Below are 19,736 nucleotides of genomic sequence, written 5' to 3' on the forward strand. Positions count from 1 at the left end.
ACCTCAACGTCGATACCCGCACGGCGACCGAATACGGCGTGGTCCGCACGTTTGCTGACATGATCTTCAGCTACGATACCGCAAACGTCACCGGCAGCGCGCCGTCGGCCTTCTCTGCTGGCAACCCGTCGCTGGGCCTCTACCATGCGTTCATCCAGTTCGCTGGCTTCACCATGGGCCGTACGGTCTCGATCTTCGATGCTCCGTGGCAGAGCTACAATGCGGGCGGTCCCGATACCGTCCCGGGCGGCTCCAACCACGTGACCGGTATCAATCAGTTCGCCTATACCGCTGACTTCGGCCAGGGCATCACCGGCTCGATCGCTTTGGAGGAGCCCACGACGCAGTCAAACGGTCAGGGCAATCTGTGGAACATTGCCGCCGCTGGTGCTGTGCCCGCGTTCATCACGGGTGCCTACGGTGCCAACGGTTGGGGTGGAACGCGTTCGCCCGATATCGTCGGTGCAATCCGCGTAGACCAGGCTTGGGGTCTGGGTCAGATTTCGGTCGCTGCCCACGATCTGCATCCGGCTTACTACGGCACCACGGAACCGACGGGTCATCCGTCTGACAAGTGGGGCTGGGCTGTGATGGGCTCCTTGTCCATCAAGAACATCCCGACCGGTGCGGGCGACTCGATCAACTTGAACGCCGTCTACACCGATGGCATGTCCAAGGAGAACTTCCAGGTCCTGTTCCCGGCGACGTTCTTCATGTACAGCGGCACCGGCCTGGCTGGTGCGTACCAGAGCGTCGGCTTCGCTGGTATCTCTGACGGCGTGTTCAGCTCGGCTGGCGGTGGTATCGAAACGACCAAGAGCTGGGGCGTTCGCGGTGGCTACACCCACAACTGGAACCCCTACTGGGTTAGCGCCATTTACGGCGGCTATGCTGCTCTGAGCTACAGCACCACCGCTAAGGGCCTGATCTGCGGCGCCTTCTTCAACACCTTCGCCGGTGCTGCGGCTACCGCGACCTGTAACCCGGACTTCAACTTCGGCGTCATCGGCGTCAACACCGTCTGGACCCCGGTCAAGAACCTGGCGTTCACGGCTGACCTGAGCTGGTCGCGTCTGGATCAGAAGTACTCGGGCACGATCACGGGTGCGAACACCGCGGTTGCCACGGCTGCCAAGCCGGTTGCAGTGTATGAGCTGAAGGATCAGAATTCCCTGACCCTGATGCTTCGCGCTCAGCGCAACTTCTGATACTGACTACCTACTCGAGCCCCCGGCGCGAAACCGCCGGGGGCTCTTGCTTTTTTTGGGCAAGGGCAGAGGTCGCGAGAGGCTCAAGTCGACATGGGATCGTCGACGAGGCGGGGAGCGGACGAAGCCGGATCTGGTCTGTCGAAACGAATGAGGCCGCCTCTTGAGGCGGCCTCATTCGTTTCGACCCTCAGCTGTCCGACAGTGGGTGTCCGACCAGGCGTTTGTCGCTTGCCATTGGCTGCGGCCTTGAGGGCACGCGCGCTGATGTAATCAGATGGCGGCGGACGGCGGCTCAAGCAATCGTTGTCGGCGCCATCAGGCCTTCAGCTCTTTGTTGTCCGGGGCAACAGGTTGTCTGCGCCAGACAGAGCGCAAGAGGGCCGGCGATGGCGCAGCCTCCATCGCAGCACGGCCAGTGATTGAGGTGGACGTCTTCCCTTCGAGCGAGGGTGGCTCTATTCCACACTGCCTGCGCCGCGGCGCAAATCGGCCTCGATCTGCAGCTTCGTGCCGCCGCCGAAGCGGGCGCGATAGACCTGCAGGTTCTCCATGATACGCTGCACGTAATTGCGCGTCTCGGAAAACGGGATCAGCTCGACCCAGTCGACCGCATCGATCTTGGCATCGCGCGGGTCGCCGTAGCGGTCGATCCATTTCTTCACGCTGCCTCGGCCGGCATTATAGGCGGCAAAGGTCATGATGTAGGAGCCGCGATAATCCTCGAGCAGGCCGCCGAGCTCGGCCGCACCGAGCGTGGCGTTGTAAGACGAATCGTTCTTCAGCCGCGACAGGTCATACGTCGCGCCGTGCCGCTTGCAGACGTAGCGCGCAGCATCGGGGGTGACCTGCATCAAGCCATAGGCCTGTGCCGGTGAGACCACGGCCGGATTGAACGCGCTCTCCTGCCGCGCGATGGCGTAGACGATGCTGCGCTCGACCGCGGGGCCGATCTGGCTGAATTGCGGAATGCCGTTGACGGGGTAGGCGTAGAAATCGAACGGCAGCCCACGATTGAGCGCGGCCTTGCCGACCAGCAACATGCCGCGCGCGTCGTTGTAGCGCTGGGTGAGCTCGCCAAGGCCGGCCAGCGCCTCGGGATCGCCGTTCTCGCCCATGTCGGCGAGCATGGGCACAGCCATCTCGCGCTCGTCGAGTTCGTAAAGCAATTGTGCGGCACGCACGATCTCGAGGCGCTCGGCGCCGCGGCCGCGCGGCTGGCTGTTCAGCTCGATCTGCGGCAGCCCGAGTTTTGCGCGTGCGAGTTGACCGTAATAGCTCGTGGACTGCTCGGCGGCGCGGGCATAGGCGTTGTGCGCCTCCTGCTGTCGGCCGGCAGCCTCGGCTGCGCGGCCCTGCCAGTAACCGGCGCGCGCGAGAGTCGTCGGATTGACACTGCCGACGCCGATCCGGGCAAAGTGCTGGCTGGCAGCTGCGGGATCGCCCAGGAAGCGCAGCGCAATCCAGCCCGCCGTGAACTCCTGCTCGGTCTTGTAGATGTCGCGCGAGGGCAGGGCGGCATCGCGCGCGATCAGATAGGCGCTGCGAAAATCCTCGGTGTCGATCATCTTGCGCGCCAGCAGGCGCCGCTCGATCCACCATTCGTCGAGATTGTAGAGCCGGTTCGGGTCCTTTGGCGCCGACAGCATGAGCTGGGCTGCTTCCGGAAACTTCTCCTCGCGGCGCAGCAGCTGGATCTTGCTGAAGATGAAGCCGGGATCGCTGTGCAGCTCGCGCGGCACCTCTTCCAGCAGCGCGCGGGTATTCGGCGCCTTCTTGTTGGACGCGATGCGGGCTTTGGCAAGCGCGACATAGCCAGCGCCGAGACGCCTTGCGGCGCGCATCGCCGCCTCGGTCTCGCTGCCATAGAGCAGCGCATCCATGCGCGCCTTCTGGTCGCCCGGCGTCAGCAGGGCGCCGAACAGGTCGAGCGCGGCGTTCTCGGTGTCCTCCGACATGGGATCGCTGCGCCAGGCTTCGCGCACCAGCCGCTCGGCGTTGGCGCGGTCGCCGCGCGCCAGCAAGGCCTTGGCGAGCACGAAGCGGCCCTTGGCCGAAACGGGGGATTCATTCTCGAACCACGACCAGCCAACGGAATCGTCGCGCTTGTCGTCCCACATCGCGGCCTCTAACCGCCGGCGCAGGAAGGTTTGCGACGGCCAGCTCGGATTGGCGGAGAGGAAGGCGCGGTAGCGCTCGACGCTCGCGCCATTGTCCTCGCTGCGCAGGATGATCCATTCGGCGAGTTTTCGCGCCACCGGATCCGAAATCGAATCCGCGTAGCTGCTGGCATCGCCCGCCTTGCGCTTGCGCACAAGCTCGATGACGTTTTCCAGCGTGTCCTTGTCGGCTTGCGACGTCGACGAGGTCGCCGCGACCGCGGCCGGCGTGACGGGCTTGATCGGCGCGGCATGCTGGCGGGTCGCCGGCGCCAGCACGGGCGCTGCAGCAGGTCTGGCGGAGGCGGGGGCGGCGGGCTTGATGGTGGCTGTCACGGCCGGCGCGGCCTGACGGACCGGCGCGTTCGCGGCCGGCCGCGATTTTGGTGCGCCAGCTGCGGCTGCCGGCTTGGATTTGTCCGTCGCGGTGTCCTTGCCTGCGGATATCTTCGCCGCGTCCTTGGCGGGAGCGGCAGCTGCCCCCTTGCTGACGCCCTTTGCCGTGCTCTTTGCCGCGTCCTTGGCCGATCCCTTCGTCGCGTCCTTCGCGGGCTGTTTCGCGGCCGGCTTTGCGGGTCCCTTGGTCGCTGGCTTGGCAGGGTCCTTCGCCGTGTCCTCGGTCGCCTCATTGGACTTGGCCAGGGCGACACAGCCAATGGACAAGCCGGCCATCAGGAGAACAGCCAGACCGGCGGATCTCCACACTGCGTGCGGAAGAGAGGTCACGGCGTTTCGTCGCCCCGAATCAGTCAATTGGCTCAAGACCTATCTGTACAAGATCTGGCTGTATTTGATTGAATATACGGACAAAATACCAACAGCCGCTTACCTTCGCCGGGTTTGCACCACCACCGCGGCAAAATCGCGGCTTAAACGGTGCGTCACACGGATGCGGCCCTTTTACCGATCGGTGAGACCCGATATGAAGGGGGCTTGCTCTAAAACTCGCCGCGTACGGAGGAAGTCCATGGCAGCCAAGACGAAATTCCGGGGGTCATTCACCGCCTTGGTCACGCCGTTCAAGAATGGCTCGCTGGACGAGGCGGCGTTTCGCTCCCTGGTTAACTGGCAGATTTCGGAAGGCACCAACGGCCTGGTACCGGTCGGCACCACCGGCGAGAGCCCGACGCTCTCCCACGACGAGCACAAGAAAGTCGTCGAATGGTGCATCGAGGAGGCCAAGGGACGGGTTCCCGTGATCGCCGGCGCCGGCTCCAATTCGACCAAGGAGGCCATTGAGCTGGCCCAGCACGCCGAGAAGGCTGGCGCCAACGCCGTGCTGGTGGTGACGCCTTACTACAACAAGCCGACCCAGGAAGGCATGTACCAGCACTTCAAGGCGATCAACGATGCGATCGGGATTCCGATCATCATCTACAACATCCCGCCGCGCTCGGTGATCGACATGTCGGTCGACACCATGAAGCGCCTTTGGGAGCTGAAAAACATCGCCGGCGTCAAGGATGCCACTGCCAGCATGGTGCGCGTGTCGCAGCAGCGCGCCGCGATGGGTGAAGACTTCAACCAGCTCTCGGGTGAGGACGCCACCATCATCGGCTACATGGCGCATGGCGGCCATGGCTGCATCTCGGTAACGTCGAACGTCGCACCGCGCCTGTGCGCCGAGTTCCACGCGGCCTGGCAGAAGGGCGACACCAAGGCGGCGCTCGCGATCCACGACAAGCTGATGCCGCTGCACAACAACCTCTTCATCGAGAGCAATCCGGCGCCGATCAAGTATGCCATGACGCTGCTCGGCAAGATGGACGAGACGCTGCGCCTGCCGATGGTGCCGGTCTCCGAGCCGACCCGTATTGCCGTGCGCGAGGCGATGGTGCACGCCGGCCTGATCAATTGACGCGTTGGCAACCGGGGAGCCTCTCATGAGCGCAGTCGACGAAAAGGGCAGGCAGATGCTCAAGGAGTTCCGTGACTTTGCCATGAAGGGCAACGTCGTCGACCTCGCGGTCGGCGTGATCATCGGCGCGGCGTTCGGGGGCATCGTCACCTCACTGGTCGGTGATATCATCATGCCGCTCATCGGCGCCGCGACCGGCGGCCTCGACTTCTCGAACTACTTCGTCCCCTTGTCGAAGGCGGTCACACAAGCCAATTTGGCGGATGCGAAAAAGCAAGGTGCAGTCCTTGCTTACGGCAGCTTCCTCACGGTGACGATCAACTTCATCATCGTCGCCTTCGTGCTGTTCCTGGTGATCCGCGCCATGAACACGTTGAAGCGCAAGGAAGAGGCCAAGCCCGCCGCGCCACCAAAGCCGTCGGCCGAGGTCGAACTGCTGACCGAGATCCGCGATCTCCTCAAGAAGTCTTGACGCGCGCGCTTCAACCAAACTGTTAGCGTCGTCGCGTATCCTGATCAGGTATTTTTACCATGGCCGATAAGAACGAACGCCCGATCAAGGTGATGGCGGAGAACCGCAAGGCCCGCTTCAACTATGCGATCGAGGATACGATCGAGGCGGGCATTGCGCTGACCGGCACCGAGGTGAAGTCGATCCGCAACGGCAAGAGCACGATTGCGGAATCTTACGCCGATTCCAAGAACGGCGAGATCTGGCTGATCAACGCCACGATCCCGGAATACCTCCAGGGCAACCGCTTCAACCACGAGCCCAAGCGGCCGCGCAAGCTGCTGCTGCATCGCCGGCAGATCAACAAGCTGATGGGCGCGGTCGACCGCGAGGGCATGACGTTGATCCCGCTCAAGCTCTATTTCAACGAGCGCGGGCGCGCCAAGCTGCAGCTCGCCGTCGCGAAGGGCAAGAAGCTGCACGACAAGCGCGAGAGCGAAAAGAAGCGCGACTGGAGCCGGGAGAAGGGCCGGCTGATGCGGGCGAGGGGATAAGGCCAAGAGGACGACGGGATGACCCAGAAAAACCTGCTTGAGGTCGATTGGAGCCAGATTCCAGCACCTGTTGACGACGGCGGCGCTGCGCATCTCAAAGGCCTGATGCTGCCTGCGGTCAGCCTGCTTGCGACTGACGATACGTCGGTCGATCTCTCCGCTCTCTCAGGCCGCACCGTCCTATTCGCCTATCCGCGCACCGGCGAGCCCGGCAAGATCGCCCTGGTCGACGACTGGGACATGATTCCGGGTGCGCGGGGCTGCACGCCGCAGACCTGCGCGTTTCGCGACCTGTTCGCCGAGCTAAAGGCGGCCGGTGCTTCGCACGTGTTCGGGCTTTCCACCCAGAGCAATGAATACCAGACGGAGATGGCGTCACGGCTGCACCTGCCGTTCCCGGTGCTCTCGGACGAGAAGCTGGAGCTCACCCGCGCCCTTCATCTGCCGACCATGGAGGTCGCGGGCCTCACGCTGATCAAGCGGCTCGCCCTGATCATCGACGATGCGAAGATCTCGCAGGTGTTCTATCCGGTGTTCCCGCCCGACAGAAACGCCGGCGATGTGCTGGACTGGCTGAAGGCCAACCCCGCCCGGACACCGGCCAAGGCCTAAAGCGCGATGAGATTGGGTTGAATCGTCATCGCGCTTTAGGTTCTTGTTTGAGCATGATCTTTTCGGAAAACCACTGCACACTTTTCCGGATCGTGCTCTAGTCGAGGTCGGCCTTCACCTTCGCGAACACGCTGCGGAACTTGTCCGCGGTCAGCACGCCCGTGTTCGTGTTGTAACGCGAGCAATGATAGCTGTCGTAGAGCCTGAAGCTGCCTGCCTGATGCACGGCGCCGTGGCCGAAGGGCGCTTGCGAGGCCTTCAGCTTCAGCGGCTTAAGCACGCTGTCGTGCGCAATCCGTCCGAGCGCGATGATCGCGCGCAGCTTCGGCATCGTTTCGAGATTGGCGACCAGGAACTGACGGCAGGTGTTGATCTCGACCGGCAGCGGCTTGTTCTGCGGCGGAACGCAATGCACGGCATTGGCGATCCTGCAGTCGACCAGCTTCAGGCCGTCGTCGGGACGCGCCTGGTAATTGCCTTTGGCAAAGCCGTATTCGAGCAGCGTGGCGTAGAGCAGGTCGCCGGCATAGTCGCCGGTGAACGGCCGGCCCGTCCGGTTGGCGCCCTGCATCCCCGGCGCGAGACCAACGATCAGGAGGCGCGCCGTGATGTCGCCGAACGGCGCGACCGGAGCGTTGTGCCACAGCGGCTCGCGCGCACGGTTCGCCTCGCGAAAGGCGACCAGGCGCGGACAGAGCGGACAGTCACGGTCGGGGACGAGGGTGGGGGAGGCCTGGTGACTTAACCGGGCCGCCTTACTCCTCGAAGTCGTCATCGCCCCTCGGCGCCATCGTCGTCGCGCGCTGCAGGAACTGCGGTGCGTGGTGGCGTGCCTCACGCTCGGCGCGATCGCGCGGGGCGGGGCGCTCGGACGGATCGCGGCCAAGCTTGGACTGCAACTCGACGAGGTCGGTGAAGACATCGGCCTGGCGGCGCAGTTCGTCAGCGATCATCGGCGGCTGGCTGGCGATCGTCGAGATCACCGTGACCCGCACGCCGCGGCGCTGCACGGCCTCGACCAGGGAGCGGAAGTCGCCGTCACCCGAGAACAGCACCATCTGGTCGATGTGCTCGGCGAGCTCCATGGCATCGACCGCAAGCTCGATGTCCATGTTGCCCTTGACCTTGCGGCGGCCGGAGGCGTCGATGAATTCCTTGGTCGCCTTGGTGACGACGGTGTAGCCGTTGTAGTCGAGCCAGTCGATCAGCGGGCGGATCGAGGAATATTCCTGATCCTCGATGATCGCTGTGTAGTAGAACGCCCGCAGCAGCGTCCCGCGGCTCTGAAATTCCTTCAGAAGGCGCTTGTAGTCGATGTCGAAGCCGAGAGTTTTCGCCGTTGCGTAAAGATTGGCCCCGTCGATGAAGAGCGCGATCTTGTTGGTAGGGGAAGGTGACATTCAGTTGCTCGCGTAGTGTTCGTGATAAATTCGTTTATTGTTGGCGCGACGGCAGCAAGCCGCGCAGTTCAAATTGCCGCCGAAACCCGTCGAAACCGCAAATCCGGAGAAGTCGGGGCAATCAAGGTATAGTTATGGCCGCCCTGCCTATACCCGGCGCCGCCCTCAATGGCAGCCCGGGAAACCACCGATCCCAGCCCCAATGTGGGCGTAGCAGAGCCGTTTGGCGAGGCCAAATCACAAATTTGCCTTGCGAAATCGCCCCAGCCCCTATAACTAGCCCCGATCATCCACATCTTTCGTCTCACCCACAACGGAGCGACAGTCTATGGCTCGCGTCACCGTAGAAGATTGTATCGACAAGGTCGACAACCGGTTTGACCTGGTCCTGCTGGCCGCCCACCGTGCCCGCATGATTTCGTCCGGTTCGCAACTAACGGTTGATCGCGACAACGACAAGAACCCCGTTGTATCCTTGCGCGAAATTGCCGACCAGACCATTTCGCCGGAGGATCTCCGCGAAGAGCTGGTGCACTCCCTCCAGAAATTCGTCGAGGTGGACGAGCCCGAGCCGGACACTGTGCCGCTGATCGGTTCCGCCGGCGCCAGCGTCGATGCTGACGACACCGAAGTTGCTGTGGAACGCATGACCGAAGAAGAGCTCCTGAAGGGCCTCGAGGGCCTCGCGCCGCCGGAAGAGCAGCCCGAGGAGGACGAGTAATCGTCTTACTCGCGATCGTCGAATTCTTGTGATCTTATCAAAGGCCCGAACCCGCGTTCGGGCCTTTGCTTTTGTTGGCCTTTTCGTGGTTACCATAGCGTCGTCGGTTCGTGCCGCAAGCCTGTCAGTGAATTGATCGGCGGCGTCAGCGATCGGGGCTTAAGATGTATACAACGGACCCTTGCATAGTTCGTTTGAAGGCAGGACGGTATGGTGTATCGACGCAGACCCACGCAGATGCAGGCCGCAACCGAATCGGTTGCCGTGGCCCCGACTGCGCCGGTCGCACGGCCAGCGAAGCCGCGTGCGCGGATGATGCGTCAATACGATCTCGTCGAGCGCGTGCGATCCTACAATCCGAACACCGACGAAGACCTGCTGAACCGCGCTTATGTCTACGCCATGAAGGCGCACGGCTCGCAGACCCGCGCCTCCGGTGACCCCTATTTCTCGCACCCGCTCGAAGTCGCGGCGATTCTCACCGATTTGAAGCTCGACGACGCCACCATCGTCGCCGCGCTGCTGCACGATACGATCGAGGACACCGAGGCGACGCGGGCCGAGATCGACCAGCTGTTCGGTCCCGAGATCGGCGCACTGGTCGAGGGCCTGACCAAGCTGAAGCGGCTCGAGCTGGTGTCGCGCGAGGCCAAGCAGGCCGAGAACCTGCGCAAGCTGTTGCTGGCCATTGCCGACGATGTCCGCGTTCTGCTCGTCAAGCTCGCCGACCGCCTGCACAACATGCGTACGCTCGACTTCGTGCCCACCGAATCGCGGCGGCGAATTGCCGAGGAGACGCTCGACATCTACGCGCCACTGGCCGGGCGCATGGGCATGCAGGAGATGCGCGAGGAGCTGGAGGATCTGTCCTTCCGCACGCTCGATCCCGAAGCCTATTCAGTGGTGATGCAGCGGCTCGATGGGCTCGCCGAGCGCAACCGCAACCTCATCGGCGAGATCGAAGACCAGCTCTCCAACAATCTGCGTCATCGCGGTCTCGGCGCGCGGGTCTATGGCCGCCGCAAGAAGCCGTTCTCGATCTGGACCAAGATGGAACGCAAGTCGGTCGGCTTCGAGCAGCTGTCCGACATTTTCGGCTTCCGCGTCGTCGTCAACGACATCGAGGCCTGCTACCGCGCGCTCGGCATCGTCCACACCACCTGGCCGGTCGTGCCGGGGCGCTTCAAGGACTACATCTCGACGCCGAAGCAGAACGACTACCGCTCGATCCACACCACCGTGATCGGCCCTGGGAACCAGCGCGTCGAGCTGCAGATTCGCACCGAAGCGATGGACCAGATCGCCGAGCGCGGCATCGCCGCGCACGTGTTCTACAAGGAAGGTGTGGGCTCGCCGACCGAATTCCTCAAGCGCGAGTCGAACGCGTTCGCCTGGCTGCGCCACACCATCGGCATCCTGTCGGAGAGCGCCAATCCCGAAGAATTCCTCGAGCACACCAAGCTCGAGCTGTTCCACGACCAGGTGTTCTGCTTCACCCCGAAAGGCAAGCTGATCGCGCTGCCGCGCCATGCCAACGTGATCGACTTCGCCTATGCCGTGCATACCGACGTCGGCAACAGCGCGGTGGGGTGCAAGATCAACGGCAAGTTCGCGCCGCTGTCCTCCGAGCTGCAGAACGGCGACGAGGTCGAGGTGCTGACCTCGGAAGCGCAGTCGGCGCCACCCTCGGCCTGGGAAACGCTCGCGGTGACAGGCAAGGCGCGCGCCGCGATCCGCCGAGCCACCCGCACCGCGGTCCGCGACCAGTATGTCGGCCTCGGCCGGCGCATCGTCGAGCGCCTGTTCGAGCGCGCCAAGATCGAATACGCCGACGACAAGCTGAAGGGTGCGCTGCCGCGACTTGCGCGCACCTCGATCGAAGACGTCATGGCGGCGGTGGGGCGCGGCGAGATCAAGGCATCACACGTCGCGCGCGCGATGTATCCCGACTACAAGGAAGAGCGCGTCGCGCGCTACGGCGTCAAGAAGGGGGGCCTCGCGGCCAAGCTCAAGGAGAAGTCGCCGGAGCCGTCGCGCAGCCCGGTCGCGATCCCGATCGGGGGCAACAATTCCGCCCTGCCGGTGAAGTTCGCGCCGAACGGCGGCGCCGTGCCGGGCGATCGCATCGTCGGCATCGTCACGCCGGGCGAGGGGATCACGATCTATCCGATCCAGTCGCCGGCGCTGAAGGATTTCGAGGAGGAGCCGGAGCGCTGGCTCGATGTCCGCTGGGACATCGAGGACTCCGCGCCGCAGCGATTCCCGGCGCGGATCAAGGTCGAGAATGTCAACGAGCCCGGCGCGCTGGCGCAGATCGCGACCGTGATCGCCGAGCATGACGGCAACATCGACAATATCAGCATGCAACGCCGCTCGCCTGATTTCACCGAGACGACGATCGATCTCGAAGTCTACGATCTCAAGCATTTGAGCGCGATTCTGGCCCAGCTGCGCGCCAAGGCCGTCGTCGCCAAAGTCGAACGTGTTAATGGATAGGCGTCCTTCGTCGCCGCCTGTCCCTCCGATCTCGTGAGTCCTGATATGCCTGTTCCTCCGCTCCGCCTCGGCGTCAACATCGACCATGTCGCGACCGTCCGTAACGCCCGCGGCGGCCGTCATCCCGATCCGCTCCGCGCTGCACTGCTGGCGATCGAGGCCGGCGCCGATGGCATCACCGCGCATTTGCGCGAGGACCGCCGGCACATCCGCGACGAGGATATGGCGCGGCTGAAGGCCGAGATCTCCAAGCCGCTGAATTTCGAGATGGCGGCGACCGACGACATGATGCGGATCTCGCTTGCGACCAGGCCGCATGCGGTGTGCCTGGTGCCGGAGCGGCGGCAGGAGGTGACGACCGAGGGCGGGCTCGACGTGGTCGGCCAGCACAATGCGCTCGCGCCCTATATCGCGCGGCTGAACGACGCCGGTATCCGCGTCTCGCTGTTCATTGCCGCGGACCCCGCGCAGATCGAGATGGCGGCGCGGCTGCGCGCGCCCGTGATCGAGATCCACACCGGTGCCTGGTGCGACGCCGTCACCGACGGCCATGCCGACAAGGCCGATGCCGAATGGCAGCGGATCTTGGCCGGGGTGAAGATCGCGAAGGATGCGGGTCTCGAGGTCCATGCCGGGCACGGCCTCGATTACGCGACCGCAGAGAAGATCGCTGCGCTGCCTGAAATCATGGAGCTCAACATCGGTTACTACATGATCGGCGAGGCGCTCTTTGTTGGTCTCGCCGAGACCGTGCGCAGGATGCGTGAGGCGATGGATCGCGGCCGGAGCCGGGCATGATCATCGGCATCGGCTCCGACCTGATCAACATCACGCGCGTGGCCAAGGTGATCGAGCGCCACGGCGAGCGCTTCCTGGACCGGATTTTCACCGAGGCCGAGCGGGCCAAGGCGGAGCGGCGTGCCAAGAACCAGAAGATGGTGGTGGCAACCTACGCCAAGCGTTTTGCCGCCAAGGAGGCTTGCTCCAAGGCGCTTGGCACCGGCATCCGGCAGGGCGTCTGGTGGCGCGACATGGGGGTGGTCAACCTGCCCGGAGGCCGGCCGTCCATGCGGTTGACGGGTGGAGCGCTGGCCCGGCTCCAGGCCCTGACCCCGGAGGGCTTCGAGGCCCAGATCGATCTGTCGATCACCGACGACTGGCCGTTGGCGCAGGCCTTCGTGATCATTTCCGCGATGCCGCTGGCCGGGCCCTGATCGGCTGATGGGCATTTTATAATTTGCTTTGTATATCAAATACTTAAGAGATTTTGATGGGATCCTTGATTGCGTGGCCTGCGACATCAGTCTAAAAGTCCGCGAACGCAAATCAGGCTGGGCGAATTCGGCTTTACGCCGGAATTGGCCCTCACTATCAGAATCAGGACAATCTCCTTGGGCCGCGAACCGGTGGGCCGTTCGCGGGAGGAGGGTGTTCTGTGACCGCCGGCCGGAATTGAGAGAGCAATGAGCGTGACTTCAGGAACCAAAACCGAGAGCGGCGTCGGCGAGACGATCCGGGTCGTGATCCACGCTCTCCTGATCGCGCTGGTGATCCGCACCTTCCTGTTCCAGCCCTTCAACATTCCGTCGGGCTCGATGAAGGCGACGCTGCTGGTCGGCGATTACCTGTTCGTCTCGAAATATTCCTACGGCTACAGCCACTACTCGATCCCGTTCTCGCCGCCGCTGTTCTCGGGACGGATCTGGGGCTCGGATCCAAACCGTGGCGACATCGTCGTGTTCCGCCTGCCGAAGGACGACTCGACCGACTACATCAAGCGCGTGATCGGCCTTCCCGGCGACCATATCCAGATGAAGGATGGTCTGCTCTACATCAACGACACCCCGGTCGAGCGCCAGCGCATGAGCGAGTTCGTCGGCGAAGATCCGTGCGGCTCCGAAGGCGGCGGCATCTCGCGGGTGAAGCGCTGGAAGGAAACGCTGCCGAACGGCGTCTCCTACGAGACGCTCGATTGCGCCGACAACGGCTACATGGACAACACAAACGTCTACACCGTGCCGCCCGGCCATTTCTTCATGATGGGTGACAACCGCGACAACTCCACGGACAGCCGCTTCCTCGGCCAGGTCGGCTACGTGCCGCAGGAGAATTTGATCGGCCGCGCGCAGATGATCTTCTTCTCCATCGGCGAAGGCGAGCAGGCCTGGATGTTCTGGCGCTGGCCGTGGTCGGTACGCTGGACGCGCTTCTTCAAAATCGTCCGATGAAAGACGAAGCCAAGGACATCGCGACCCAATCGATCGAGGCGCAAGCCGCTCCTGAGGGCGAAGCTGCAAGCAAGACGCTTGCGCCCAAGACTCCTGAACCCAAGACTCCTGAACCCAAGACTCCTGAACCCAAGACTCCTGAATCCAAGACTCCCGAATCCAAGGCGGCTGACGCGAAGACTCCGGCGAAGAAGAAGCGGACGCGGAGCAGCAAGGACAAGGCGAAGGCAGCCGCCGACGCGAACGCAGCGCTCGAGGCGCGCATCGGCCACAGCTTTACCGACCCGAACCTGCTGATGCAGGCGATCACGCATGTCTCCGCGTTGAAGTCCGGGCGCAAGCGCGGCGACAGCTATCAGCGACTGGAATTCCTCGGCGACCACGTGCTCGGGCTCGTCGTCTCCGACATGCTCTTTCACGCCTACCCGAACGCCGATGAGGGCGAGCTGTCCAAGCGCCTTGCCGAACTCGTGCGCAAGGAGAGCTGCGCCGACGTCGCCAAGTCGCTCGGTCTGCTCGACGACATCAAGCTCGGCTCGGTCGGCTCCAGCGCCGATGCGCGCCTGCGCAAGTCCATCCTCGGTGACATCTGCGAGGCCGTGATCGGCGCCATCTTCCTCGACGGCGGTCATGCGGCGGCGGACGAGTTCGTCAAGCGCAACTGGACCGAGCGCATGCACAAGCCGCGGCGCCCCTTGCGCGATCCCAAGACCGTGCTGCAGGAATGGGCGCAGGGGAAGGGATTGCCGACGCCCGTCTATCGCGAGGTCGAGCGGACCGGTCCGCATCACGATCCGCAATTCCGCGTCGCCGTGGATCTGCCGGGGCTGGCGCCGGCCGAAGGCATCGGCGGCAGCAAGCGTGCGGCGGAGAAGGTTGCAGCTTCAGTGATGATTGAACGCGAGGGCGTTGGTGGCGGCAATGACGGCTGAAGCAAGCGGCGAGGCGCCCGCCGCGACGCGCTGCGGCTTCGTTGCGCTGATCGGCGCGCCGAATGTCGGCAAGTCGACGCTGGTCAATGCGCTGGTCGGGGCCAAGGTCACGATCGTCTCGCGCAAGGTGCAGACCACGCGCGCGCTGATCCGCGGCATCGTCATCGAGAACCACGCGCAGATCATCCTGGTCGACACGCCCGGCATCTTCCTGCCAAAGCGGCGGCTCGACCGCGCCATGGTCTCGACCGCCTGGAGCGGGGCGCACGACGCCGATCTCGTCTGCGTGCTGCTCGATGCCAAGACCGGCATCGACGAGGAGGCCGAGGCGATCCTCACCAAGGCCGCCAGCGTCAATCACGACAAGATCCTGGTCATCAACAAGGTCGACCTGGTCCAGCGCGAGAAGCTGCTGGCGCTGGCGCAGGCTGCCAACGAGCGCATGAAGTTCGCGAGAACCTTCATGATTGCGGCGATCTCGGGCGATGGCGTCGACGACATCCGCACGACGCTTGCCGAGATGGTGCCGCCGGGTCCGTATCTCTATCCCGAGGACCAGATGTCGGACGCGCCGATGCGTCAGCTGGCCGCCGAAATCACGCGCGAGAAGATCTATCAGAAGCTGCACCAGGAATTGCCCTACCAGTCCACGGTCGAGACCGAGAAATGGGAGGAGCGCAAGGACAAGTCGGTGCGCATCGAGCAGACGATCTTCGTGGAGCGCGAAAGCCAGCGCAAGATCGTGCTCGGCGCGGGCGGCGCCACCATCAAGTCGATCGGCGCGGACTCGCGCAAGGAGCTCGCCGAGATCCTGGGCGTGCCGGTGCACCTGTTCCTGTTCGTCAAGGTGCGCGAGAACTGGGGTGACGACCCCGATCGCTACCGCGAGATGGGTCTGGAATTTCCCAAAGAATAAGCAAGAACAGATCGGTATTTGATGAGTGTGCCCCGCAACGTCCGGCGTTTCGAAGCGCTGCTCTATGCCTCGCTGATGCTGGACTCATTGTCGGTGGCGGTGCAGGACCGTACGGCTACGGCCCAGATGACCGAACAGATGATCATGACGGAGACGCTGCTCGCCGGCGGAATGATCCTGCTGATGGTCTATTTCGTCCGGCTGGCTGCGCATGGCCGCAAGAACTGGCCGCGCTGGGTGCTCGCGGCGGCGCTGGTGCTCTCGGTGATCTCGCTCGCCCAGATCCTCGGTGAAAAAGGCATGGAGCTCGACAGCGCCATCGAGATCGTCTCCTGCGTGCTGACGGCGTTCGGGCTGTACTTCTCCTTCACGGGCGATGCCCAGGGCTGGTTCGACGCGTGATGTCACGGCTCCCAGGCTGAACCGAAGATCACGTTGTAGAAGCCGACCGCGAGGTAGATCGCGAGCACGATTCCGAGCCAGAAACTCATGCCAACTGCGGTAAACTGCCTCCAATTGACCGTCGGCAAAGGGTTACCTCGCCATCTTGCCCAGGTCGCGCTCACGACTGCGCCTGTGAGGGTGCAGGACATTAACGCAAGGAACATTGCCATAAACTGGATTATCGCCAGGATCATGTTCGACAAGGTCGACAGGAGCCGCATATTCGTTTCCCACGGTAGATCAGGTATATGTCAGCCGCATGGAATGGACCGACGAAGGCATCGTGCTGGGCGTGCGGCGACATGGCGAAAGTAGCGCCATCGTCGAATTGCTGACGCGCGCGCACGGCCGCCATCTCGGTCTCGTTCGTGGCGGGGCCGGTTCGCGGATGCGGCCGCTCTTGCAGCCCGGCAACAGCGTCAGCGTGGTGTGGCGGGCGCGGCTCGACGAGCATCTGGGCACCTACGCCATCGAGGGTCTGAAGCTGCGCGCGGCGACGTTGCTGGGATCCTCCCACGGGGTCTATGGCGTCACCCATCTGGCCTCGATTGCGCGGCTCCTTCCCGAGCGTGATCCGCACGAGGACATCTTTGCGCTGCTCGAACATTCGCTCGACGATTTCGACGACATCGGCAGCGCGGCGGTGCACGTCATCCATTTCGAACTGGCGATGCTCTCCGAGCTCGGCTTCGGCCTCGCGCTGGAAAATTGCGCGGTGACGGGGGAGACCACCGACCTGATCTATGTGTCGCCCAAATCCGGCGGCGCGGTGTCGCGCGGCGCGGGCGAGCCGTGGCGCGACCGGTTGCTGCGACTGCCACCATTCCTGCGCCAGGGCGAGGTCCACGACGACCTCACCGACGAGGATCTCCAGGACGGCTTTCGGCTCACCGGCCTGTTCCTGCTACGCCATGTGCTGGAGCCACGCGGGCAGGGCCATTCCGATGCGCGGGCCGGCTTCATCAACGCCCTGACCCGGCAGCAGGCCAAGGCGGCGCTGCCGGCGCCATGACACCAGCGCGCCCCTGTATTGCTCAATGAGGCCCGGGGTTCCCGGAACAAAGCTTGGGTTCCCGGACTTGCCCCTGGGGTTCCAACCCCGGGGATAGCTGATGTTGATCAAGGGAATTCTGATATCGGCAGCGCTTGTCGCGCTGGCGCCGGAGGCCCTCGCAGCCGAGCAACCCGGCGTGCTTCGCCGCGCCTCCTGCACAGTCGTCAGGTATTATGTAGCGAAATATTCCGCTGCGGCCGCAGAGACATGGGCACGGTCCCACGGCGCAACCGACGCGGAAATCGAGACGGCGCGCCGCTGCGTCGCCAATATGCCGGTGACCGCTCCGGCCAAGGTCGAGCCGACCGTGACGGCGGGCTGGGCAGGGCATTAGAAGCCCACAGGAAGCCAATCCATCCTTGCCCGATTCGCTTCCACGGTTTAACCGGGCGGCATGGGAAAACGAATCGTTCCGCCGGAGGAACCGGCCGAAATTCACGAGGTGCCGCTGCGCGAAGCGCTGGAAGAGCGCTATCTCGCATACGCGCTCTCCACCATCATGCATCGCGCGCTGCCCGACGCGCGCGACGGCCTGAAGCCGGTGCACCGGCGAATCCTCTACGGCATGCGCCTGCTCCGGCTCGACCCCGGTACAGCCTTCAAGAAGTCCGCCAAGATCGTCGGCGACGTGATGGGCTCGTTCCATCCGCACGGCGACCAGGCGATCTACGACGCCATGGTGCGCCTCGCGCAGGATTTCTCCTCCCGCTATCCGCTGGTCGACGGCCAGGGCAATTTCGGCAATATCGACGGCGACAATCCGGCCGCCTACCGCTACACCGAAGCGCGCATGACCGATGTCGCGCGGCTTCTGCTCGACGGCATTGACGAGGACGGCGTCGAGTTTCGTCCCAACTATGATGGCCAGTCCAGGGAGCCGGTGGTTCTGCCCGGCGGCTTCCCGAACCTGCTCGCCAACGGTGCGCAGGGCATCGCGGTCGGCATGGCGACCTCGATCCCGCCGCACAACGCCGCCGAGCTTTGCGAGGCCGCGCTGCATCTGATCGAGAAGCCCGACGCCAAGTCCAAGGCGCTGATGAAGTGGGTGAAGGGACCGGATTTCCCGACCGGCGGCATCTGCGTCGATTCCAAGCAGGCCATCGCTGAAGCCTACACCACGGGCCGCGGCTCCTTCCGCGTTCGCGCCCGTTGGGAGCAGGAAGAGGGCAACCGCGGCACCTGGGTCGTCGTCGTCACCGAGATCCCCTTCCTGGTGCAGAAGTCGCGCCTGATCGAGAAGATCGCCGAGCTGCTCGACCAGAAGAAGCTGCCGCTGGTCGGTGATATCAGGGACGAGTCGGCCGAAGACGTCCGCATCGTGATCGAGCCGAAGTCGAAGAACGTCGATCCGGCGCTCATGATGGAATCGCTGTTCCGGCTGACCGAGCTCGAAAACAAGATTCCGCTGAACCTCAACGTGCTGATCAAGGGCCGCATTCCCAAGGTGGTCGGGCTCGCGGAGTGCCTGCGCGAATGGCTCGACCATCTGCGCGACGTGCTGCTGCGCCGCTCGAACTTCCGCAAGGGCGAGATCGAGCATCGCCTCGAGGTTCTTGGCGGTCAACTGATCGCCTACCTGAACCTCGACAAGGTGATCAAGATCATCCGCACCGAGGACGAGCCGAAGCCGGCCTTGATCAAGGCGTTCAAGCTCACCGAAATCCAGGCGGAAGCCATTCTCAACATGCGTCTGCGCAATCTGCGCCGGCTTGAGGAAATGGAGATCCGCAACGAAGACGCGACCCTTCGCAAGGAGCTGAAGGGGATCGAAGGCCTGCTCGCTTCCGAAGCCGAGCAATGGAAGAAGGTCGGCGAGCAGGTCGGCAAGGTCCGCGACATGTTCGGACCGAAGACGCCGCTCGGCAAGCGCCGCACCACCTTTGCCGATGCGCCCGAGCACGATCTTGCCGCGATGGAGGAAGCCCTCGTCGAGCGCGAGCCGGTGACGGTCGTCGTCTCCGACAAGGGCTGGATCCGCACCATGAAGGGCCATGTCGAGGACCTCTCGGGTCTGGCCTTCAAGCAGGACGACAAGCTCGGCTTCGCGTTCTTCGCGGAAACCACGTCGAAACTGCTGATGTTCGCCACCAACGGAAAGTTCTTCTCCATCGACGTGGCGAAGCTTCCGGGCGGCCGCGGCCACGGCGAGCCGATCCGCCAGTTCATCGATCTCGAACCGGAGGCCGCGCCGGTGACGCTGTTCGTCAACAAGGGCGGTCGCAAATTCCTGGTCGCCAGCCATGAGGGCCAGGGTTTTGTCGTCAACGAAGACGATTGCGTCGGCACCACCAAGAAGGGCAAGCAGGTTCTCAACGTCGACATGCCGAACGAGGCGCGCGCGGTCACCGAGGTGATCGGCGACACCGTCGCGGTCATCGGCGAGAACCGCAAGATGCTGATCTTCCCGCTCGATCAGGTGCCGGAGATGGCCCGCGGCCGCGGCGTTCGCTTGCAGAAGTACAAGGACGGCGGTCTCTCCGACGTCGCCGTGTTCGACGCCAAGGCGGGCCTGACCTGGAAGGACTCCGCGGGCCGCGAATTCTCCGCGATCATGAAGGAGCTGGCGGAGTGGCAGGGCAACCGCGCCGACGCCGGCCGGCTGCCGCCGAAGGGTTTCCCGAAGTCGAACAAGTTCGGCAAAGTGATCGGGTAGAGCTCTGTCCCGGACGCGCTGCGACGCATGAGCGTTGCTGCGCAGAGCCG

Annotated in this window: 20 protein-coding genes; 16 read left to right on the forward strand and 4 right to left on the reverse strand. The window is 63.8% G+C overall.

Going from position 1 to position 19,736, the window contains the following annotated elements; all coding sequences use genetic code 11:
* The coding region (locus JQ621_RS00005) for a porin (RefSeq protein ID WP_212232397.1) at positions 1–1,208 on the forward strand (1,208 nt) is incomplete at its 5' end.
* 458 nt (positions 1,209–1,666) lie between these two features.
* On the opposite strand, the gene JQ621_RS00010 is transcribed toward JQ621_RS00005, so the two are convergent.
* Positions 1,667–4,039: a lytic transglycosylase domain-containing protein gene (locus tag JQ621_RS00010; protein WP_212232398.1), complete on the reverse strand. Its 2,373-nt coding sequence runs from the start codon at positions 4,037–4,039 to the stop codon at positions 1,667–1,669.
* A gap of 295 nt (positions 4,040–4,334) precedes the next feature.
* Between JQ621_RS00010 and dapA the strand changes: the two genes are divergently transcribed.
* From dapA to JQ621_RS00030, 4 genes are read left to right on the forward strand one after another with little or no spacing between them, the layout of a single operon-like run.
* Positions 4,335–5,225 carry a 4-hydroxy-tetrahydrodipicolinate synthase gene (gene dapA / locus JQ621_RS00015; protein ID WP_212232399.1) on the forward strand — a complete coding sequence of 297 codons (891 nt, stop codon included), beginning with the start codon at positions 4,335–4,337 and terminating at the stop codon, positions 5,223–5,225.
* A 55-nt stretch (positions 5,226–5,280) separates the two neighbouring features.
* Positions 5,281–5,697: a large conductance mechanosensitive channel protein MscL gene (gene mscL / locus JQ621_RS00020; protein ID WP_212233749.1), complete on the forward strand. Its 417-nt coding sequence runs from the start codon at positions 5,281–5,283 to the stop codon at positions 5,695–5,697.
* 59 nt (positions 5,698–5,756) lie between these two features.
* On the forward strand, positions 5,757–6,230 hold the full coding sequence (gene smpB / locus JQ621_RS00025; protein ID WP_024341117.1) for an SsrA-binding protein SmpB: 474 nt from the start codon (positions 5,757–5,759) through the stop codon (positions 6,228–6,230).
* 18 nt (positions 6,231–6,248) lie between these two features.
* Positions 6,249–6,842 carry a peroxiredoxin gene (locus tag JQ621_RS00030; RefSeq protein ID WP_212232400.1) on the forward strand — a complete coding sequence of 198 codons (594 nt, stop codon included), beginning with the start codon at positions 6,249–6,251 and terminating at the stop codon, positions 6,840–6,842.
* 97 nt (positions 6,843–6,939) lie between these two features.
* Here the strand turns inward: JQ621_RS00030 and JQ621_RS00035 are convergent, their stop codons facing one another.
* Both JQ621_RS00035 and JQ621_RS00040 read right to left on the reverse strand, forming a co-directional pair.
* On the reverse strand, positions 6,940–7,617 hold the full coding sequence (locus JQ621_RS00035; RefSeq protein ID WP_212232401.1) for a uracil-DNA glycosylase: 678 nt from the start codon (positions 7,615–7,617) through the stop codon (positions 6,940–6,942).
* Complete coding sequence (locus JQ621_RS00040) at positions 7,598–8,242, reverse strand: LabA-like NYN domain-containing protein (protein ID WP_212232402.1); 645 nt, start codon at positions 8,240–8,242, stop codon at positions 7,598–7,600. The genes JQ621_RS00035 and JQ621_RS00040 overlap by 20 nt, the downstream gene beginning before the upstream one ends.
* 328 nt (positions 8,243–8,570) lie before the next feature.
* Between JQ621_RS00040 and rpoZ the strand changes: the two genes are divergently transcribed.
* From rpoZ to JQ621_RS00080, 8 genes are all read left to right on the forward strand, one after another.
* Positions 8,571–8,963, forward strand: a complete 393-nt coding sequence (gene rpoZ, locus JQ621_RS00045; RefSeq protein WP_027522935.1) for a DNA-directed RNA polymerase subunit omega — start codon at positions 8,571–8,573, stop codon at positions 8,961–8,963.
* A 210-nt stretch (positions 8,964–9,173) separates the two neighbouring features.
* Positions 9,174–11,459, forward strand: coding sequence for a RelA/SpoT family protein (locus tag JQ621_RS00050; protein ID WP_212232403.1), 2,286 nt, complete (start codon positions 9,174–9,176; stop codon positions 11,457–11,459).
* A gap of 45 nt (positions 11,460–11,504) precedes the next feature.
* Positions 11,505–12,257, forward strand: a complete 753-nt coding sequence (locus JQ621_RS00055; RefSeq protein ID WP_212232404.1) for a pyridoxine 5'-phosphate synthase — start codon at positions 11,505–11,507, stop codon at positions 12,255–12,257.
* The gene (gene acpS / locus JQ621_RS00060; RefSeq protein ID WP_212232405.1) at positions 12,254–12,673 is read left to right on the forward strand and encodes a holo-ACP synthase; all 420 of its coding nucleotides are present in this window, start codon (positions 12,254–12,256) and stop codon (positions 12,671–12,673) included. Before JQ621_RS00055 ends, acpS begins: the two co-directional genes overlap by 4 nt.
* Positions 12,674–12,922: 249 nt before the next feature.
* Positions 12,923–13,687, forward strand: coding sequence for a signal peptidase I (gene lepB / locus JQ621_RS00065; RefSeq protein ID WP_212232406.1), 765 nt, complete (start codon positions 12,923–12,925; stop codon positions 13,685–13,687).
* Positions 13,684–14,619, forward strand: a complete 936-nt coding sequence (gene rnc, locus JQ621_RS00070; RefSeq protein WP_212232407.1) for a ribonuclease III — start codon at positions 13,684–13,686, stop codon at positions 14,617–14,619. The genes lepB and rnc overlap by 4 nt, the downstream gene beginning before the upstream one ends.
* Positions 14,609–15,535: a GTPase Era gene (gene era, locus JQ621_RS00075; protein WP_212232408.1), complete on the forward strand. Its 927-nt coding sequence runs from the start codon at positions 14,609–14,611 to the stop codon at positions 15,533–15,535. The genes rnc and era overlap by 11 nt, the downstream gene beginning before the upstream one ends.
* Positions 15,536–15,556: 21 nt before the next feature.
* Positions 15,557–15,937, forward strand: coding sequence for a hypothetical protein (locus JQ621_RS00080; protein ID WP_212232409.1), 381 nt, complete (start codon positions 15,557–15,559; stop codon positions 15,935–15,937).
* Positions 15,938–15,939: 2 nt separating this feature from the next.
* On the opposite strand, the gene JQ621_RS00085 is transcribed toward JQ621_RS00080, so the two are convergent.
* A complete protein-coding gene (locus tag JQ621_RS00085; RefSeq protein WP_212232410.1) occupies positions 15,940–16,200 on the reverse strand; it encodes a hypothetical protein in 261 nt (86 codons plus the stop codon).
* A gap of 38 nt (positions 16,201–16,238) precedes the next feature.
* Between JQ621_RS00085 and recO the strand changes: the two genes are divergently transcribed.
* From recO to parC, 3 genes are all read left to right on the forward strand, one after another.
* Positions 16,239–16,991 carry a DNA repair protein RecO gene (gene recO / locus JQ621_RS00090; protein ID WP_212232411.1) on the forward strand — a complete coding sequence of 251 codons (753 nt, stop codon included), beginning with the start codon at positions 16,239–16,241 and terminating at the stop codon, positions 16,989–16,991.
* Positions 16,992–17,091: 100 nt separating this feature from the next.
* A complete protein-coding gene (locus tag JQ621_RS00095; RefSeq protein WP_212232412.1) occupies positions 17,092–17,367 on the forward strand; it encodes a hypothetical protein in 276 nt (91 codons plus the stop codon).
* A gap of 60 nt (positions 17,368–17,427) precedes the next feature.
* Positions 17,428–19,686: a DNA topoisomerase IV subunit A gene (gene parC, locus JQ621_RS00100; protein ID WP_212232413.1), complete on the forward strand. Its 2,259-nt coding sequence runs from the start codon at positions 17,428–17,430 to the stop codon at positions 19,684–19,686.
* Positions 19,687–19,736: the final 50 nt, after the last annotated feature.

It is taken from the genome of Bradyrhizobium manausense (genome assembly GCF_018129685.1).
Taxonomy (GTDB): domain Bacteria; phylum Pseudomonadota; class Alphaproteobacteria; order Rhizobiales; family Xanthobacteraceae; genus Bradyrhizobium; species Bradyrhizobium manausense_D.

What these genes read in the sequence shown, in the direction of transcription:
- JQ621_RS00010 (WP_212232398.1), bottom strand. Translation starts at nt 4,039, where the DNA reads ATGGCCGGCTTGTCCATTGGCTGTGTCGCCCTGGCCAAGTCCAATGAG.
- dapA (WP_212232399.1), top strand. Translation starts at nt 4,335, where the DNA reads ATGGCAGCCAAGACGAAATTCCGGGGGTCATTCACCGCCTTGGTCACG.
- mscL (WP_212233749.1), top strand. Translation starts at nt 5,281, where the DNA reads ATGCTCAAGGAGTTCCGTGACTTTGCCATGAAGGGCAACGTCGTCGAC.
- smpB (WP_024341117.1), top strand. Translation starts at nt 5,757, where the DNA reads ATGGCCGATAAGAACGAACGCCCGATCAAGGTGATGGCGGAGAACCGC.
- JQ621_RS00030 (WP_212232400.1), top strand. Translation starts at nt 6,249, where the DNA reads ATGACCCAGAAAAACCTGCTTGAGGTCGATTGGAGCCAGATTCCAGCA.
- JQ621_RS00035 (WP_212232401.1), bottom strand. Translation starts at nt 7,617, where the DNA reads ATGACGACTTCGAGGAGTAAGGCGGCCCGGTTAAGTCACCAGGCCTCC.
- JQ621_RS00040 (WP_212232402.1), bottom strand. Translation starts at nt 8,242, where the DNA reads ATGTCACCTTCCCCTACCAACAAGATCGCGCTCTTCATCGACGGGGCC.
- rpoZ (WP_027522935.1), top strand. Translation starts at nt 8,571, where the DNA reads ATGGCTCGCGTCACCGTAGAAGATTGTATCGACAAGGTCGACAACCGG.
- JQ621_RS00050 (WP_212232403.1), top strand. Translation starts at nt 9,174, where the DNA reads ATGGTGTATCGACGCAGACCCACGCAGATGCAGGCCGCAACCGAATCG.
- JQ621_RS00055 (WP_212232404.1), top strand. Translation starts at nt 11,505, where the DNA reads ATGCCTGTTCCTCCGCTCCGCCTCGGCGTCAACATCGACCATGTCGCG.
- acpS (WP_212232405.1), top strand. Translation starts at nt 12,254, where the DNA reads ATGATCATCGGCATCGGCTCCGACCTGATCAACATCACGCGCGTGGCC.
- lepB (WP_212232406.1), top strand. Translation starts at nt 12,923, where the DNA reads ATGAGCGTGACTTCAGGAACCAAAACCGAGAGCGGCGTCGGCGAGACG.
- rnc (WP_212232407.1), top strand. Translation starts at nt 13,684, where the DNA reads ATGAAAGACGAAGCCAAGGACATCGCGACCCAATCGATCGAGGCGCAA.
- era (WP_212232408.1), top strand. Translation starts at nt 14,609, where the DNA reads ATGACGGCTGAAGCAAGCGGCGAGGCGCCCGCCGCGACGCGCTGCGGC.
- JQ621_RS00080 (WP_212232409.1), top strand. Translation starts at nt 15,557, where the DNA reads ATGAGTGTGCCCCGCAACGTCCGGCGTTTCGAAGCGCTGCTCTATGCC.
- JQ621_RS00085 (WP_212232410.1), bottom strand. Translation starts at nt 16,200, where the DNA reads ATGCGGCTCCTGTCGACCTTGTCGAACATGATCCTGGCGATAATCCAG.
- recO (WP_212232411.1), top strand. Translation starts at nt 16,239, where the DNA reads ATGGAATGGACCGACGAAGGCATCGTGCTGGGCGTGCGGCGACATGGC.
- JQ621_RS00095 (WP_212232412.1), top strand. Translation starts at nt 17,092, where the DNA reads ATGTTGATCAAGGGAATTCTGATATCGGCAGCGCTTGTCGCGCTGGCG.
- parC (WP_212232413.1), top strand. Translation starts at nt 17,428, where the DNA reads ATGGGAAAACGAATCGTTCCGCCGGAGGAACCGGCCGAAATTCACGAG.